This is a genomic window from Pseudomonas sp. Z4-20, from assembly GCF_051131955.1.
GTDB lineage: Bacteria > Pseudomonadota > Gammaproteobacteria > Pseudomonadales > Pseudomonadaceae > Aquipseudomonas > Aquipseudomonas marvdashtae.
Window position 1 is genome coordinate 4,405,962 of sequence record NZ_CP071641.1, and the last position, 16,425, is coordinate 4,422,386.

At 60.5% G+C, this 16,425-nt stretch carries 16 protein-coding genes; 12 read left to right on the forward strand and 4 right to left on the reverse strand.

The features are described 5' to 3' along the window. The first annotated feature begins 108 nt into the window (after positions 1-108). From J3P82_RS20155 to pdeM, 7 genes are all read left to right on the forward strand, one after another. Positions 109-891, forward strand: a complete 783-nt coding sequence (locus tag J3P82_RS20155; RefSeq protein WP_434558379.1) for a transporter substrate-binding domain-containing protein — start codon at positions 109-111, stop codon at positions 889-891. A 57-nt stretch (positions 892-948) separates the two neighbouring features. Next, positions 949-1,677, forward strand: a complete 729-nt coding sequence (locus J3P82_RS20160; RefSeq protein WP_434558380.1) for an ABC transporter permease — start codon at positions 949-951, stop codon at positions 1,675-1,677. Then, positions 1,674-2,384 carry an ABC transporter permease gene (locus J3P82_RS20165; protein WP_434558381.1) on the forward strand — a complete coding sequence of 237 codons (711 nt, stop codon included), beginning with the start codon at positions 1,674-1,676 and terminating at the stop codon, positions 2,382-2,384. Before J3P82_RS20160 ends, J3P82_RS20165 begins: the two co-directional genes overlap by 4 nt. 28 nt (positions 2,385-2,412) lie before the next feature. Next, a complete protein-coding gene (locus J3P82_RS20170; protein ID WP_434558382.1) occupies positions 2,413-3,531 on the forward strand; it encodes a succinylglutamate desuccinylase/aspartoacylase family protein in 1,119 nt (372 codons plus the stop codon). Positions 3,532-3,544: 13 nt separating this feature from the next. Continuing rightward, positions 3,545-4,309 (forward strand): ABC transporter ATP-binding protein, encoded by a 765-nt coding sequence (locus tag J3P82_RS20175; RefSeq protein WP_434558383.1) that lies wholly within the window; start codon positions 3,545-3,547, stop codon positions 4,307-4,309. A gap of 138 nt (positions 4,310-4,447) precedes the next feature. Next, the gene (locus J3P82_RS20180) at positions 4,448-6,934 is read left to right on the forward strand and encodes a ligase-associated DNA damage response DEXH box helicase (protein WP_434558384.1); all 2,487 of its coding nucleotides are present in this window, start codon (positions 4,448-4,450) and stop codon (positions 6,932-6,934) included. Continuing rightward, positions 6,934-7,590 carry a ligase-associated DNA damage response endonuclease PdeM gene (pdeM, locus tag J3P82_RS20185; RefSeq protein ID WP_434558385.1) on the forward strand — a complete coding sequence of 219 codons (657 nt, stop codon included), beginning with the start codon at positions 6,934-6,936 and terminating at the stop codon, positions 7,588-7,590. Before J3P82_RS20180 ends, pdeM begins: the two co-directional genes overlap by 1 nt. Before the next feature lie 119 nt (positions 7,591-7,709). Here pdeM and J3P82_RS20190 read toward each other — a convergent pair whose 3' ends face one another. Together J3P82_RS20190 and dcd are read right to left on the reverse strand one after the other, a co-directional pair. After that, entirely contained in the window at positions 7,710-7,916 is a 207-nt protein-coding gene (locus J3P82_RS20190; RefSeq protein WP_186615279.1) for a hypothetical protein, read from the reverse strand. A 105-nt stretch (positions 7,917-8,021) separates the two neighbouring features. Continuing rightward, positions 8,022-8,588 carry a dCTP deaminase gene (dcd, locus tag J3P82_RS20195; protein ID WP_186615277.1) on the reverse strand — a complete coding sequence of 189 codons (567 nt, stop codon included), beginning with the start codon at positions 8,586-8,588 and terminating at the stop codon, positions 8,022-8,024. 351 nt (positions 8,589-8,939) lie between these two features. Here dcd and J3P82_RS20200 point away from each other — a divergent pair, with 351 nt between their 5' ends. Continuing rightward, positions 8,940-9,149 carry a cold-shock protein gene (locus J3P82_RS20200; RefSeq protein ID WP_002554837.1) on the forward strand — a complete coding sequence of 70 codons (210 nt, stop codon included), beginning with the start codon at positions 8,940-8,942 and terminating at the stop codon, positions 9,147-9,149. Positions 9,150-9,274: 125 nt separating this feature from the next. Here J3P82_RS20200 and J3P82_RS20205 read toward each other — a convergent pair whose 3' ends face one another. Further along, positions 9,275-10,282 (reverse strand): DUF481 domain-containing protein, encoded by a 1,008-nt coding sequence (locus J3P82_RS20205; protein WP_434558386.1) that lies wholly within the window; start codon positions 10,280-10,282, stop codon positions 9,275-9,277. A 155-nt stretch (positions 10,283-10,437) separates the two neighbouring features. On the opposite strand from J3P82_RS20205, the gene J3P82_RS20210 reads away from it, so the two are divergent. From J3P82_RS20210 to J3P82_RS20225, 4 genes are all read left to right on the forward strand, one after another. Next, entirely contained in the window at positions 10,438-10,791 is a 354-nt protein-coding gene (locus J3P82_RS20210; protein ID WP_186615273.1) for an MGMT family protein, read from the forward strand. 44 nt (positions 10,792-10,835) lie between these two features. Further along, positions 10,836-12,395 carry an AmpG family muropeptide MFS transporter gene (locus tag J3P82_RS20215; RefSeq protein WP_434558387.1) on the forward strand — a complete coding sequence of 520 codons (1,560 nt, stop codon included), beginning with the start codon at positions 10,836-10,838 and terminating at the stop codon, positions 12,393-12,395. 129 nt (positions 12,396-12,524) lie between these two features. Beyond that, complete coding sequence (locus J3P82_RS20220) at positions 12,525-14,240, forward strand: proline--tRNA ligase (RefSeq protein WP_434558388.1); 1,716 nt, start codon at positions 12,525-12,527, stop codon at positions 14,238-14,240. Positions 14,241-14,257: 17 nt separating this feature from the next. Further along, the gene (locus tag J3P82_RS20225) at positions 14,258-15,211 is read left to right on the forward strand and encodes a hypothetical protein (protein WP_434558389.1); all 954 of its coding nucleotides are present in this window, start codon (positions 14,258-14,260) and stop codon (positions 15,209-15,211) included. A 49-nt stretch (positions 15,212-15,260) separates the two neighbouring features. Here J3P82_RS20225 and dinB read toward each other — a convergent pair whose 3' ends face one another. Then, the gene (gene dinB / locus J3P82_RS20230; protein ID WP_186635158.1) at positions 15,261-16,322 is read right to left on the reverse strand and encodes a DNA polymerase IV; all 1,062 of its coding nucleotides are present in this window, start codon (positions 16,320-16,322) and stop codon (positions 15,261-15,263) included. Between the last annotated feature and the right edge of the window lie 103 nt (positions 16,323-16,425).

Consider the following 16,425-nt stretch of genomic DNA (forward strand, 5'->3'; position numbering starts at 1 on the left):
GGCACTATGGTTCGGAAATTGCTACCTTTATGCCGTCATACCGTTCAGACCTTCACCGGTAACAACTTATGCGCCACAAGCGCTCAAATTGGTTTTAGGGACTCAATAATGAAAAAAGCACTGCTGACCCTTTCTGCACTGGCGTTGTGCATGGCTGCTGGCGTTGCCACGGCCAAGGAATACAAGGAACTGCGTTTTGGTGTCGATCCGTCCTACGCCCCGTTCGAATCCAAGTCCGCCGATGGCAGCCTGGTAGGTTTCGACATCGACTTGGGCAATGCCATCTGCGAAGAGCTGAAGGTCAAATGCAAATGGGTCGAAAGCGATTTCGACGGCATGATCCCAGGCCTCAAGGCCAATAAATTCGACGGTGTGATCTCGTCCATGACAGTGACCCCGGCCCGCGAAAAAGTCATCGACTTCTCCAGCGAGCTGTTCTCCGGCCCAACGGCCTATGTCTTCAAGAAGGGTTCGGGCCTGAGCGCAGACGTTGCCTCGCTCAAGGGCAAGACCGTCGGCTATGAGCAAGGCACCATCCAGGAAACCTACGCCAAGGCCGTATTGGATAAGGCCGGCGTCAAGACCCAGGCCTATCAGAACCAGGATCAGGTTTACGCTGACCTGACCTCCGGCCGCCTCGACGCCGCGATCCAGGACATGCTCCAGGCCGAGCTGGGCTTCCTGAAGTCGCCAAAAGGCGAAGGCTATGAAGTCAGCCAGCCGGTCGACAGCGAACTGCTGCCATCCAAGACCGCCATCGGTATCAAGAAAGGTAACAAAGAGCTGAAGGCGCTTTTGGACAAAGGTATCAAAGCGTTACACGACGACGGCAAATACGCCGAGATCCAGAAAAAACACTTTGGCGATCTGAATCTGTACAGCGGCAAATAATGTGCAGTGCCCACCCGGCCTCGGGTGGGCACTTTTTTTCTGCCAAAGGCACCTTCCATGTTCGAACAACTCCTACAAAATCTGGGGCTCTCGGCCTTGAGCCTGCAGGGCTTTGGCCCGCTGCTGATGCAGGGCACCTGGATGACGATCAAACTGGCGGTACTGTCGCTGTTGCTAAGCGTCTTGCTCGGCCTGCTGGGCGCCAGTGCCAAGCTGTCCAGCGTCAAGCTGCTGCGTATCCCGGCCCAGCTCTACACCACGCTCATTCGCGGCGTACCGGACCTGGTGCTGATGCTGCTGATTTTCTACAGCCTGCAAACCTGGCTGACTTCTTTTACCGATTTCATGGAATGGGAATACATCGAGATCAACCCATTCGGCGCCGGGGTGATCACCCTGGGCTTCATTTATGGCGCGTACTTCACCGAGACGTTTCGCGGGGCGATCCTCGCGGTGCCTCGCGGGCAAGTGGAAGCCGCCACGGCTTATGGCCTAAAGCGTGGCCAGCGCTTTCGCTTCGTGGTGTTCCCACAGATGATGCGATTTGCCCTGCCGGGCATTGGCAACAACTGGATGGTCATGCTCAAGGCCACCGCCCTGGTGTCGATCATTGGCCTGGCTGACTTGGTCAAGGCCGCCCAGGATGCGGGCAAGAGCACCTACCAGCTGTTTTACTTCCTGGTGCTGGCGGCGCTGATCTACCTGTTGATCACCAGCGCGTCCAATTTCATCCTGCGCTGGCTTGAACGTCGCTACGCCGCCGGAGCCCGGGAGGCGGTGCGATGATCGAACTCCTGCAAGAATACTGGCGGCCGTTCCTCTACAGCGACGGCACCCACATCACCGGCCTGGCCATGACCCTGTGGCTGCTCAGCGCCTCGCTGTTGATCGGCTTCGTGGTGTCGATTCCATTGTCCATTGCCCGGGTTTCGCCCAAGGTCTACGTGCGTTGGCCGGTGCAGTTCTACACCTATCTGTTTCGTGGGACACCGCTCTACATCCAGCTGCTGATCTGCTACACCGGCATCTACAGCATCGAGGCGGTGCGCGCCCAACCCCTGCTCGACAGTTTCTTTCGCGACGCGATGAACTGCACGATCCTGGCGTTCGCCTTGAACACCTGCGCCTATACCACGGAGATTTTCGCCGGGGCAATTCGCAGCATGAACCATGGTGAAGTCGAAGCGGCCAAGGCTTACGGGTTGACCGGCTGGAAGCTCTACACCTATGTGATCATGCCTTCGGCGCTGCGTCGCTCGCTGCCGTATTACAGCAACGAAGTGATTCTGATGCTGCATTCGACGACGGTGGCTTTCACCGCTACCGTTCCAGACGTGCTGAAAGTCGCCCGGGATGCCAACTCGGCGACTTTCATGACGTTCCAGTCGTTCGGGATTGCCGCGTTGATCTACCTGACCGTCACGTTTGCACTGGTCGGCCTCTTCCGCCTCGCCGAGCGTCGCTGGCTGGCTTTTCTAGGGCCGACTCACTAAAGCTTCCGCTCCCAGGACACCCACGTAAATGCGCCACCAGATTCATGACCTGTTGGCCCCGCTGCCGGGGACCGCACGCAAGATCCACAGTTTTCACTTCGGCCCGGAAAAAGCGGTCGGCAAAATCTACATCCAGGCCTCCCTGCACGCCGACGAATTGCCGGGCATGCTGGTGGCTTGGCACCTCAAGCAGCGCCTGGCCGAACTCGAAGCGTCGGGGCACCTGCAGCACGAGATCGTGCTGGTGCCGGTCGCCAATCCCATCGGCCTTGAACAAGTGCTGATGGACGTGCCCCTGGGCCGCTACGAGTTGGAAAGCGGACAGAACTTCAACCGCCGGTTCGTCGACTTGAGTGAAGAGATCGGCAACGAAATCGAAGGCTTGCTCACCGACGACCCGCAGCACAACCTATTGCTGATCCGCACCAGCCTGCGTGACGCTCTGAACCGGCAAACCGCCAGCACGCAACTGCAATCCCAGCGCCTGGTCCTGCAGCGACTGGCCTGCGACGCCGACATGGTGCTGGACCTGCATTGCGATTTCGAAGCCGTCGCGCACCTTTACACCACGCCGCAAGCCTGGCCCCAGGTCGAGCCGCTGGCCCGCTACATCGGTGCCGAGGCCAGCCTGCTGGCCACCGATTCGGGCGGACAGTCGTTCGATGAATGCTTTACGCTGCTCTGGTGGCAACTCAAGGAACGTTTCGGCGAGCAGTTCGAGATTCCCCTCGGCAGCTTTTCGGTGACCGTCGAATTGCGTGGCCAGGGCGACGTCAACCATGGCCTGGCGAGTCTCGATTGCCAGGCCCTGGTCGAATACCTGATTCACTTCGGCGCCATCGAGGGCGAGCCGATGCCGCTGCCCGAGCTGCCCTACCCGGCCACCCCATTGGCCGGTGTCGAACCGGTGACCACCCCGGTCGGCGGCCTGCTGGTCTACAGCGCCATGCCCGGCGAATATCTGGAAGCGGGACAGCTGATTGCGCAAATCATCGACCCGATCAACGACACCGTCACACCGGTTCATTGCCGTAATGCCGGGCTGCTATACGCCCGTTCGCTGCGTCGCATGGCCACTGCCGGCATGGTCATCGCCCATGTCGCCGGGACCGAAGCCTACCGCAGCGGCTACCTACTTTCGCCTTGAGGATGCCTGTTCCATGTACAAACTGACCATCGAAGGCCTACATAAAAGCTATGGCCAACACGAGGTGCTCAAAGGGGTTTCGCTCAAGGCCAGGACCGGCGACGTCATCAGCCTGATCGGCGCCAGCGGCTCGGGCAAAAGCACCTTCCTGCGCTGCATCAACTTCCTGGAACAGCCCAACGACGGCGCCATGAGCCTGGACGGCCAATCGATCCAGATGATCAAGGATCACCACGGCATGCGCGTGGCTGACCCCGACGAACTGCAACGCATCCGCACGCGCCTGGCCATGGTGTTCCAGCACTTTAACCTGTGGAGCCACATGACCGTGCTGGAAAACATCACCATGGCGCCGCGCCGGGTGCTGGGGGTCAGCAAGCAGGACGCCGAGGATCGCGCCCGCCGTTATCTCGACAAGGTCGGCCTGCCGGCACGCGTTGCCGAGCAATACCCGGCGTTCCTGTCGGGTGGCCAGCAACAGCGCGTGGCGATTGCTCGCGCCTTGGCGATGGAGCCGGAGGTCATGTTGTTCGACGAGCCGACCTCGGCGCTGGACCCGGAACTGGTGGGTGAAGTCTTGAAGGTAATCCAGGGCCTGGCGGAAGAAGGCCGGACCATGATCATGGTGACCCACGAGATGAGCTTCGCCCGCAAGGTATCCAATCAGGTGCTGTTCCTGCACCAAGGCCTGGTGGAAGAAGAAGGCGCGCCGGAAGATGTGCTGGGCAATCCCAGGAGCGAACGGCTCAAGCAGTTTCTCAGCGGCAACTTGAAGTAGACAGATCCCTTCTATCGTTCCCACCCAGAGCGTGGGAACGATCAACGCAAAAGCGCGCCCGCCGTGATGTCGTTCATTAAACCTTTCATCTCTCGCCGTGGTCACTGAAAGAAGACTTTCAGGGCGCACACGGCACGCATGGCGACATCTAACAACCTCGCGAAACAGTGGTTCGATGCCCGCGGCTGGAAGCCGTTCGCTTTTCAAAAGCAGGTATGGACCGCGGTCAAGCGTGGCGAGTCGGGGTTGCTGCATGCCAGCACCGGCGCCGGCAAGACCTACGCCGTATGGTTCGCCGCCCTCAACCGTTTCGCCCGCTCAGTACCGCCGCCTGACACACCGCGTAAACGCAAACCGCCGGCCGAACCGTTGACGGTCTTGTGGATCACCCCGATGCGCGCGCTGGCCGCCGACACCGGCAAGGCCCTCGAAGCGCCTCTCGCACCCTTGCACATCCCTTGGAGCGTTGGCCTGCGCACCGGTGACACCAGCGCCAGCGAACGCGCCCGCCAAGGCCGCCGCTTGCCCACGGCATTGATCACCACGCCAGAAAGCCTGACCCTGATGCTCGCCCGCGCCGACGCGCAAACAGCGGCTTCGACGCTGCGCATGGTCGTGGTGGATGAATGGCATGAATTGCTCGGCAACAAGCGCGGCGTCCAATTGCAACTGGCCTTGGCACGATTGCGGCGCTGGAACCCCGAACTGATCGTCTGGGGTATATCGGCAACCTTGGGCAACCAGGCCCGCGCCGAGCAGGTGTTGATCCCGCAAGGCAATGGAATCAGCGTGCAAGGCGCCAACGCGAAAGCGCTGCAGATCGATACGCTGCTGCCGCCGACCCTCGAACGTTTTCCCTGGGCCGGGCACATCGGCTTGAAAATGCTGCCCCAGGTGGTCGCTGAAATCGACGCCAGCAGCAGTTGCCTGGTGTTTACCAACACCCGTGCGCAATCGGAGATCTGGTACCAGGCGATTCTCGAAGCACGTCCGGATTGGGCCGGGCTTATCGCCCTGCACCACAGCTCGTTGTCCCGTGACACCCGCGATTGGGTGGAACGAGCGTTGAAGGACGGCCAACTCAAGGCGGTCGTGTGTACGTCCAGTCTGGACCTCGGTGTGGATTTCCTCCCGGTGGAGCGGGTGCTGCAGATTGGTTCCGCCAAGGGCGTCGCGCGGTTGATGCAGCGTGCCGGACGCTCCGGACATGCGCCTGGGCGGACTTCGCGGATCACCCTGGTGCCGACCCACAGCCTTGAACTGATCGAGGCGGCCGCCGCCCAGGACGCCGTGGCGCAGCGGCGAATCGAGCCCCGAGAATCGCCCCACAAACCTTTGGACGTGTTGGTCCAGCATCTGGTCAGCATGGCCTTGGGCGGCGGTTTCGTTCCCGACGAACTGCTTGAGGAGGTGCGCGGCGCCTGGGCCTATCGAGACCTGAACCTGGCTGAATGGGCGTGGGCCCTGGCATTCGTGCGCCACGGCGGCCTGTCGTTGACCGCCTACCCTGACTACCGACGGGTCGAGCCGGACGAACACGGCATTTGGCGCGTGCCCGATGCACGTCTGGCCCGGCGTCACCGCATGAGCATCGGCACCATCGTCAGCGATGCCAGCCTGCAACTGAAATTCTGGAGCAAGGGCGGTGGCGGCAAGATCCTGGGCAGCGTGGAAGAGGGTTTCATCGCTCGCCTGCGCCCTGGCGATGGCTTCCTGTTTGCCGGGCGCTTGCTGGAACTGGTCAGGGTCGAAGACATGACCGCCTACGTGCGCCGCAGCCAGGCCAAAAAAGCTGCCGTGCCGCGCTGGAACGGTGGGCGAATGCCGCTCTCAAACGAGTTGGCGGCAGCCGTCGTGGCGCGCCTGAGCGAAGCCGCCGCTGGCCGCTTCGAGGGGCCGGAAATGCAGGCGGTGCAGCCTTTGCTATCGACCCAGCATCGCTGGTCCGGCTTGCCTACGCAAAACACCTTGCTGGCTGAAGCGCTTAAATCACGGGAAGGCTGGCACCTGTTTATCTATCCGTTTGCCGGGCGCCAAGTGCATTTGGGGCTGGCGAGCCTGTTGGCCTGGCGCGTCAGCCAGCAACAGCCGGTGACCTTTTCCATCGCCGTCAACGACTACGGCCTGGAACTGCTCAGTGCTACCGCGGTGGATTGGTCGACACACCTGGACCCGACGCTTCTGAGCGCTAAAAACCTCTTGGACGATGTGCTCGCCAGCCTGAATGCCGGGGAACTGGCCTTGCGCCGCTTTCGCGAAATCGCTCGCATCGCCGGACTGGTCTTCGCCGGCTACCCCGGCGCGCCGAAAAGTACCCGGCAAGTCCAAGCCTCGAGCGGGTTGTTTTTTCAAGTGTTCAAACAATACGACGCCGACAACCTGCTGCTGGCCCAAGCCGGGGAGGAAGTCTTGCGCGAAGAACTGGATATACGTCGACTGGAGCACACCTTGCTACGCCTCGGTACGTTGAAGCTGGACCTGCACATCATCAAGCGCCCCACGCCCCTGGGCTTCCCCTTGCTGGTGGAGCGTTTTCGCGAAAGCATGAGCTCGGAGAAGCTTGCCGATCGCATCCGCCGAATGGTCAGCGAACTGGAAAAAACCGCCGATCGAGGGGACGCCTGATGCCCGCCCCGTATCCGGTCAACCTCGCCGGGGAAGAACTCTGGCTGCTGCCGCAAAAGGCCGTGTATTGGCCGGCCCAGGAAACCCTGATGGTGGCCGACGTCCATTTCGGCAAGGCCGCGGCTTACCGCAGCCTCGGTCAACCGGTGCCCCACGGCACCACCGCGAGCAATATCGCCGCACTCGATGCGCTGCTGGCCGACCTGCCGTGTCGACAGTTGATTTTTCTCGGGGACTTTCTTCATGGACCCGGCTCCCACGCACCCGGCACCTTGAAGGCACTTTCCGATTGGCGTGGGCGACATCCGCACCTGGCCATGACGCTGATTCGCGGCAACCACGACAAACACGCGGGCGACCCGCCGCTGGCGCTGAACATCCGCGTCGTTCCCGAGCCTTTGCTGCTGGGGCCCTTCGCCGTGCAGCACGAGCCCAATCCACACCCCAGCCGTCATGTGCTGGCCGGGCACGTGCACCCGGTCTATCACCTGAGCGGCAAGGGCCGGCAGCGCCTGCGCCTGGCCTGCTTCCGCCTCGGCAGCGAGATCAGCCTGCTGCCAGCCTTCGGTGCATTCACCGGAGGCTACCGGGTCGAACAGGACAAGGGCTGCAAGATCTTCGTGGTCGGCGACAATGAAATATGGCCGATTGGCTGAAAGCTTCCAGCTTCAAGCTTCAAGCTTCAAGCTTCAAGCTTCAAGCTTCAAGCTTCAAGCTTCAAAACAAGGCTAGGCGCACCCACTTGCAGCTTGTCACTTGTAGCTTGAAGCTGACGTCATGCTACAGGCGCGGGAGGCGGTTCGTCCGGAAGAGTCGGCTCGCCGGGTTCAGTGGGTTCCGTAGGATTGGGATCAGGATCGGGATCACCAGGAATACCGCCTGCCGCCTCAGCGGGATGGGCCAGCAGTGACCAGGCCAGGACGCCGATCTGATTGGGCTCAAGCCTTGCCAGTTCGGCACTGATTCGCGGATCGATCTTCATAGAGCAACTCCTGAGCGAAGGCCCGCTGCGTTAACGCAAAAAAAAAACGGGCAGTACACCTCATAGAGTGCCTGCCCGCCCAGGAATTCCAACAGCTCGTCAGAATCAGGTGCGCGGCAATGTCACGCCACGCTGGCCCTGGTATTTGCCGCCACGATCCTTGTAGGACACTTCACATTCTTCGTCGGACTCAAGGAACAGCATTTGCGCCACGCCCTCGTTGGCGTAGATCTTCGCCGGCAGGGTCGTGGTGTTGGAAAACTCCAGGGTCACATGGCCTTCCCACTCCGGTTCCAGCGGCGTAACGTTGACGATAATGCCGCAACGGGCGTAGGTGCTTTTACCCAGGCAGATGGTCAGCACGTTGCGCGGGATGCGGAAGTATTCCACGGTGCGGGCCAGGGCGAAGGAGTTCGGCGGAATGATGCAGACATCGCTCTTGACGTCGACGAAGCTCTTCTCGTCGAAATTCTTCGGGTCGACGGTGGCCGAGTTGATGTTGGTGAACACCTTGAATTCGTCCGCGCAGCGCACGTCGTAGCCGTAGCTCGAGACACCGAAGGAAATCAGCCGGTTGGCGCCTTCGCCACGCATCTGGCGTTCCACGAAGGGCTCGATCATGCCGTGCTCTTGCGCCATGCGGCGAATCCACTTGTCCGATTTGATGCTCATGGCGGTGTCCTGAATAGCGAGGTGGAAAAAACTGTCCGGCATCTTACCGGGGCGCGGGGCGGGTTCAAAGTGCGGGAAGCAAATCTCGGCGATCCACCCTGATTTCCGGGCCCTGACGGCCATCGTGCGCGCCGTCAGTCATTAAAACCGAGAAACCTTCGCAAAGACCATTGGCACGTTCCGGAAAAAGGGGTAAGGTGACGTCACTGTGCTGCTTGTGTCACTGAGAATCTCTACACGATATGTTGAATTTCGATCCAACCATCTACAAGAATTTTTCCTGCTCTTTGCACTCAGTCTCGGCCAGGGTTCTTCCTGTGTCGCAGTTATCTTTGTTCAAGGAGTTACACCATGTCTAATCGCCAAACCGGTACCGTTAAGTGGTTCAACGATGAAAAAGGCTTCGGCTTCATCACCCCACAATCCGGTGACGATCTGTTCGTTCACTTCAAAGCTATCCAATCCGACGGCTTCAAAAGCCTGAAAGAAGGCCAACAGGTTTCTTTCATCGCTACCCGCGGTCAGAAAGGCATGCAAGCTGAAGAAGTTCAAGTTATCTAACTTGTCCTTGCTTTAGTAAAAGGCCCCGCCCTCAAAAGCGGGGCTTTTTTGTGCCTGCCAGTTTTAATCCCGCGCAAAAAAAATGTGGGAGCAAGCCCCCACATTGTTCCGCCTTGACTGGTTACTTACCAGGTGACGCCAAATCCTGCCGTGTAGCGAGTCTTGCTCAGGTCGCTATCCTCGGTGCCCTCGATGACATCCTTCTCGGCCTTGAGATTGAGCGACGCCCAGTCGGTCACCTTGTAGCGCAGTCCCATCTCCGCGTCGTAGGCATACTCGGCAACACCCGAAAGCGGCTTGCCCACCTCGCCGTTGGTGAAGAACTCGACGCGCTTGCCGATCAGGTAGCGGTTGTAGTCCCACTTCATCGCCACGGAATAGAAGTTGTCCTTGCCGCCATCACGGTATTCATAGTCGGTGCGGTTGAACAATGAACCCAGCGAGAACGCGCCCAACTCGTCATCCCAGAACTGATAGCCCGGACCGGTACCCACCACGCGTTGGCGAGCCAGGTCTTCGACCTTGTCGCGCTTGTAGTTGAGGCGACCTTGCCAGAACCACTTGTCCGTGAAGAAGCGGTCGAGGGAATACTCCAGCCGCCAGTTGTCAGTCGACACCACGTCGTCCTGGAATTCACGGTTGTACTCGCCCTCGGCGATATGCCGCCATCTGCCGTGGCGTGCCGAGGTCTTGAAGTCGACGTCGTAATCGTCGGTATCGTTTTCCGCTCGCTGGTAGTCCAGCGCGGCATCGATATTGCCCTTCCATACCAGATCCTCGACCACCGGCTTGGGCTTGAGGATCTGTTGGATACTCGCCAGATCGACGGTCTTGGGCGTATCACCGTTGGCCAGGGTGACCTTGCCATCCTCGGCCGCCTGCAACGCCTTGGCCTTCTCGCCGGTATAGGCGTCCTGCTTGACCAGCAATTGCTGGTCGCTTTCAAGCGTCTTGACCTGGTTCCAGTCAATCGGGATTGCGCCAGCGTAATCGGTCTGGATCAGCAGTTTGCCGCCATCGAAAACGGTGATCTTGCCACTGAGCTTGTCGCCGTTCTTCAACCAGACGGTATCGGCAAGCAAGGGCATGGAGGCGCTCGTAACAGCTAGGCACAGCAGGGTTCTAGACAACATAAGCGATAATGGGCTCAAGTTTGCGTTGAAAAGGCGGCATTATCCCCCAGGATGACACCTCAGCAACGACTGACCCGCGTATGGGGGATGAGTTCATTTATCAACGCACCCTGTAGGAATTAATCTACAGACGGACACCTTTAGGAACCTTGCTCGTGACTGACGCTCCAGCGGCCACCGAGAATGCCGCCCAAATCCGCCGTACCACGCTTTATCTGACCTTGGCCCAAGTACCGGCCGGCAAGGTTGTCACCTATGGTCAGCTCGCCGAGATGGCCGGCCTGGGTCGCGCCGCGCGCTGGGTCGGACGGACGCTCAGCCAGTTGCCGAACGACACGAAGCTGCCGTGGCACCGGGTCCTGGCGGCCGGTGGCCGGATCAGCCTGCCGGCGGGCAGCGCCTCGGGGGATGAACAACGTGCGCGCTTGCGCATGGAAGGGATCAGTGTCCTGAACAATCGTGTTGATATTCAGCGCCATGGCTGGCGTCCGGTAGAGCACAGCGGTTAGAGTGCGCGCTTTGTTTTCGCAATTTTTGAGGCAGACTCCAGCCCATGCCCCGTAAAACCTGGCGCGCCGCCCTCGCCGCCTATGCCAGTCCTTCGACGCTCGTGCTATTGCTGCTTGGCTTCGCCGCCGGCTTGCCCTACATGCTGGTCTTCTCCACGCTGTCGGTCTGGTTGCGTGAAGCCGGCGTGGCCCGCGAAACCATTGGTTACGCGAGCCTGATCGGCCTGGCCTACGCCTTCAAATGGGTCTGGTCGCCACTACTCGATCAATGGCGCCTGCCGTTGCTGGGCAAGCTGGGGCGTCGCCGCTCCTGGCTTGTGCTCTCTCAAGGTTTGGTGATCCTGGGCCTGATCGGCATGGGTTTCTGCGATCCGCAAAAACACTTGTCCTGGCTGATCGCGATTGCCGTGATAGTGGCCTTCGCCTCGGCCACCCAGGACATCGCCGTCGATGCCTATCGACTGGAAATCGTCGACGACACGCGTCAGGCCGCCCTCGCCGCCAGCTACATGTCCGGCTATCGCATCGCCGCTCTGCTGGCCACCGCCGGTGCCCTGTTCTTCGCCGAAGGCTTCGGTTCCACCGGGTTCAGCTACAAGCACTCAGCCTGGGCCGGTACGTACCTGCTGTTTGGCGTATTGATGGTGCCGGCGTTGCTGACTTCGTTGATCATGCGCGAACCGCCCGTGCCACTGCGCACACAGCTGCAGGCGGGGCGCTATACGTTCGTCCATCAACTGGCGTCGGTTTTCGTACTGATCGTGCTGCTGGTGTCAGTGCCGGCGATGTTCACCCAGCTCTATAACACCGACTTCGCCAGCGTGCTGTTCGAGGGGGTCAGCCTGCTCGACCTGCTGCTCGAAGACCGCGCCTTCCTGCGCGCCATCCTCTATATCATCCTGACCGCCATCTGCCTGTCATCCATAGGTCGCCGAGGCCTTGCGCCTGTGCTGACGCCCATCAACGACTTCATCCTCCGTTACCGCTGGCAGGCGCTCTTGCTGTTGGGGCTGATCGCAACCTACCGGATGTCCGATACGGTCATGGGCGTCATGGCCAACGTTTTCTACATCGACCAAGGATTTACCAAGGACCAGATTGCCAGCGTCAGCAAGATCTTCGGGCTGATCATGACCCTGGTCGGCGCAGGCATGGGCGGCCTGTTGATCGTACGTTTCGGCATCCTGCCGATCCTGTTCATCGGGGGCGTGTCCTCGGCCGCGACCAACATCCTGTTCCTGATGCTCGCCGACATGGGCCCCGACTTGCAGATGCTGATTGGCACGATTTCCCTGGACAATTTCAGCTCCGGCCTGGCTACCTCGGCGTTCGTCGCGTACCTGTCGAGCCTGACCAACCTGAAGTTCTCCGCCACTCAATATGCCCTGCTCAGCTCGATCATGCTGTTGCTGCCACGCTTGATCGGCGGCTATTCGGGGGTCATGGTGGAAAAATTCGGTTATCACGATTTTTTCCTGATCACCGCCCTGCTCGGCGTTCCGACCCTGCTGCTGATCGCCTTGCACTGGTACCAGGAAAACCGCCGCGAGGGCGTGAACTCCGATCCGGAATCGCCGCCGACCCGGCCCGCCGAAGAGTCGTAGGAAATTTCAGCAGGCGCCGAAGAAAGCGGTGCCTGGTTCCGGCGGCAGGCCACGCGCCTGTACGCCAGGGCATCTCGCCCGTACAATGCTGCGTCACTTCTCGTCATCAGCAACCGACAACGGCCAACCATGCGCACCAGTCAATTTTTGCTCGCCACACAGAAAGAAACGCCTTCCGACGCCGTCGTGATCAGCCATCAGCTGATGCTGCGTGCCGGCATGATCCGCAAGCTCGCCTCCGGCCTGTACACCTGGCTGCCGATGGGCCTGCGAGTGATGCGTAAGGTCGAAGCCATCGTCCGCGAAGAAATGAACGCCGCCGGCTCCCTGGAAGTGTTGATGCCGAGCACCCAGCCGGCCGAGCTGTGGCAGGAATCTGGCCGCTGGGAAGAATACGGCCCTGAGCTGCTGCGCATCAAAGACCGTCACGGTCGCGACTTCTGTGCTGGCCCGACCCACGAAGAAGTGATCACTGACCTGATGCGCAACGAGTTGAGCAGCTACAAGCAGCTGCCTATCAACCTGTACCAGATCCAGACCAAATTCCGCGATGAGATCCGTCCACGCTTCGGCCTGATGCGCGGCCGTGAGTTCATCATGAAGGATTCGTACTCGTTCCACGCCGACCTGGCCTCGCTGCAAGTCACCTATGACCGCATGCACCAGGCCTACTGCAACGTCTTCACCCGCCTGGGCCTGAAATTCCGCCCGGTTGAAGCCGACAACGGCTCCATCGGCGGTGCCGGCTCCCATGAGTTCCACGTATTGGCCGAATCCGGTGAAGACGACATCGTCTTCAGCAACGGCTCCGACTACGCCGCGAACATCGAGAAGGCCGAAGCCGTGCCACGGGAAACCTCCCGCGCCGCGCCGACCGAAGAACTGCGCCTGGTGGATACGCCGAACACCAAGACCATTGCCCAGTTGGTGGAAGGCTACAACCTGCCGATCGAGCGCACTATCAAGACCCTGATCGTGCGCGCGGAAGAAGAAGGCAAGCTGATTGCCCTGATCATCCGCGGCGACCATGAGCTGAACGAAATCAAGGCCGGCAACCAGCCAGGCGTCGCCAGCCCATTGGTCATGGCCACCGACGCCGAACTGCGTGATGCCATCGGCGCCGGTGCGGGCTCCCTCGGCCCATTGAACATGCCGTTGCCGATCATCATCGACCGCTCGGTGGCATTGATGAGCGACTTCGCCATCGGCGCCAACATCGATGACAAGCATTATTTCGGCGTGAACTGGGAGCGCGACCTGCCGGTTCCAACCATCGCGGACCTGCGCAATGTGGTTGCCGGCGACCCGAGCCCGGACGGCAAGGGCACCCTGGAAATCAAGCGCGGCATCGAAGTCGGGCACATCTTCCAGCTGGGCGACAAATACAGCAAAGCGATGAAGTGCGAAGTGCTGGGCGAGAACGGCAAGCCGGTCACCTTGCAAATGGGCTGCTACGGCATTGGCGTGTCCCGCGTAGTGGCGGCAGCGATCGAACAGAACAACGACGAAAACGGGATCATCTGGAGCGACACCCTGGCGCCATTCCAGGTTGCCCTGGTGCCGTTGCGCTATGAAACCGAACAGGTCCGCGAAGCCACCGACAAGCTCTACGCCGAATTGACGGCCGCCGGCTTCGAGGTGCTGCTGGACGACCGCGACAAGAAAACCAGCCCAGGCATCAAGTTCGCGGACATGGAACTGATCGGCATTCCACACCGGATCGTGGTCAGTGACCGCGGACTGGCCGATGGCAACCTGGAATACAAGAGCCGCACCGAGGCCGAGCCACAAGCGCTGCCGGTCGCCGACGTGCTGTCCTTCCTCCAGGCCCGTATCCGCCGCTGAGACCAGATAGAGACGTCATGTTCAAGCGAAACACCTTAGCGTTGGGGGGCGCCGTACTGTGCGGCGCCCTGCTGGTCAGCGGATGCGCCAACCAGATGTCGCAACGCAACGAGCACGAAGAACGGATCGAGCGCAAACTGCTCGACCATAGCCTGCAGATCGATGTGGGCGAACCCAAGGTGCTCGACTTGCCGCAGCGTCGCGTGCGGATCAACGAACAAAAGACTTTCGAAGTCACCGAGTTCGAGGTCACCCGCCATTACGACCGCTACACGCCCTACCAACCTTGGCGGGAGGTCTATGAGATCCCGTTGGGCGCGGTGGCGGTGGTGGCCGGTGTCGGCGCGAACGTCGTCAATGTGTTCGCCTTCGGCACCCTGCCCGACACGGCGACCCGCGACTGGATCAGCTACGGTTTCGCCGGGCTCAACCCGTTCATGAACGTTCCGTCCAACGGCCGGGCGCAACAGAACCTGGCGGGTATCGACGAAGTCCAACGGGACAAGCGCACCGAATATTCGAGCTTGCCCTGGAGCGAGCGCCCGGTCGAGGTGAAAGCCGCCCGCCAGACGTTCGAGCTGAGCACCGACCGCAACGGCGTGTTGCGCTTGAACCTGCTGGAAAGCCCGTTTGCCGAACATGACCTGAGCCAGTTCGGCAAATTGCAGATCAGCGTCACCGATGCCCAGGACGAGGTGCATACTGACTCGTCCCTGAGCATCAGCAGCACCTTGCGCAGCAAATTGGTGGAAGCCCATGCGTTGATCTATGACGACTTGGAAGATGACGAAGTGAGCCAGTGGGTTCACCGAGTCAAGCGGCTGTCGGAGCTGGGCCTTGAAGAAGAAGCCAGCGAGCTGGAGCAGAGCCTGATCGAACTGACCCGCAATGATCCGGAACTGCAGGCCGAATTCCTGAAAGCCCTGACCAAGGACGGCGGGCGGCTGGTGGCGGACCCGGGCGCTAGCTGAGTGAATGCTCCCCTGTGGCGAGGGAGCTTGCTCCCGCTGGGCTGCGGCTTTACCGCTCAAACAACTCCAACTGCTCAAACCCACCCCGTAAATCCTCCAGCCGCACCCCTATTCCCAGCAACCGTACCGGCTTGCCGCCGCGGTTGAAGGCCTGGGTCAACAGCAACTGGTAACTGCCCAGGTCCCGCCCTGCCCCGGCCTGTTCCAGGGTGGTCTGGGTGAAGTCATGAAATTTGACTTTGACGAACGGCTTGCCCGGACGGTAGCTGCTGTCGATCCGCGCGATGCGGCCGCTCAGGGTTTCCATCAGTTCGGGCAGCTTGTCGAGACAGCTCTGCAGGTCGGGCAAATCGACGTCGTAGGTGTTTTCAACGCTGATGGACTGACGCCGACTGTCGTTATGCACCAGGCGGTCGTCAATCCCACGGGCGAGGCTCCAGAGTCGCTCGCCAAAACTGCCGAATTCGCGCACCAGCGCGAGCTTGTCCCACTCGCGCAGATGCCGGCAATCGACAATACCGAGCCTGTTCAACTTGTCGGCGGTGACCTTGCCGACACCGTGGAGCTTGTTCACTGGCAAGGCCGATACGAAATCTTCTACTTGGTCGGGGGTGATGACGAACAAGCCGTTGGGCTTTTTCCAGTCACTGGCAATCTTGGCGAGGAATTTGTTCGGCGCGACGCCGGCAGACACAGTGATGTGCAACTGATTGGAAACCCGTCGGCGGATGTCCTGGGCGATACGCGTGGCGCTGCCTCCGAAATGCGCGCTGGCGGAGACATCCAGATAGGCCTCGTCCAGGGACAACGGTTCGATAAGGTCGGTGTAATCACTGAAAATCGTATGGATTTCCTTCGACGCTTCCCGATAGGCATCCATCCGCGGCTTGACGATGGTCAGGTCCGGACAGAGTTTCAAGGCGTGGCCGGAGGACATGGCCGAGCGCACGCCATAGGCCCGCGCCTCGTAATTGCAAGTGGCGATCACACCACGCCGGTCCGCCGAGCCGCCGACCGCCAGGGGCTTGCCGGCCAGCTGCGGATCATCGCGCATTTCGATCGCGGCATAGAAGCAGTCGCAGTCGACGTGGATGATTTTGCGTTGCGTCATATAAAGAAGCGGTACGTGGGATGGATCGGAGCGCCAGTATCTCACCCGAATCTGTACATAGCACCAGTAGTTTGAAAGATCCTTCAGCGGACAGGGAAAAAAC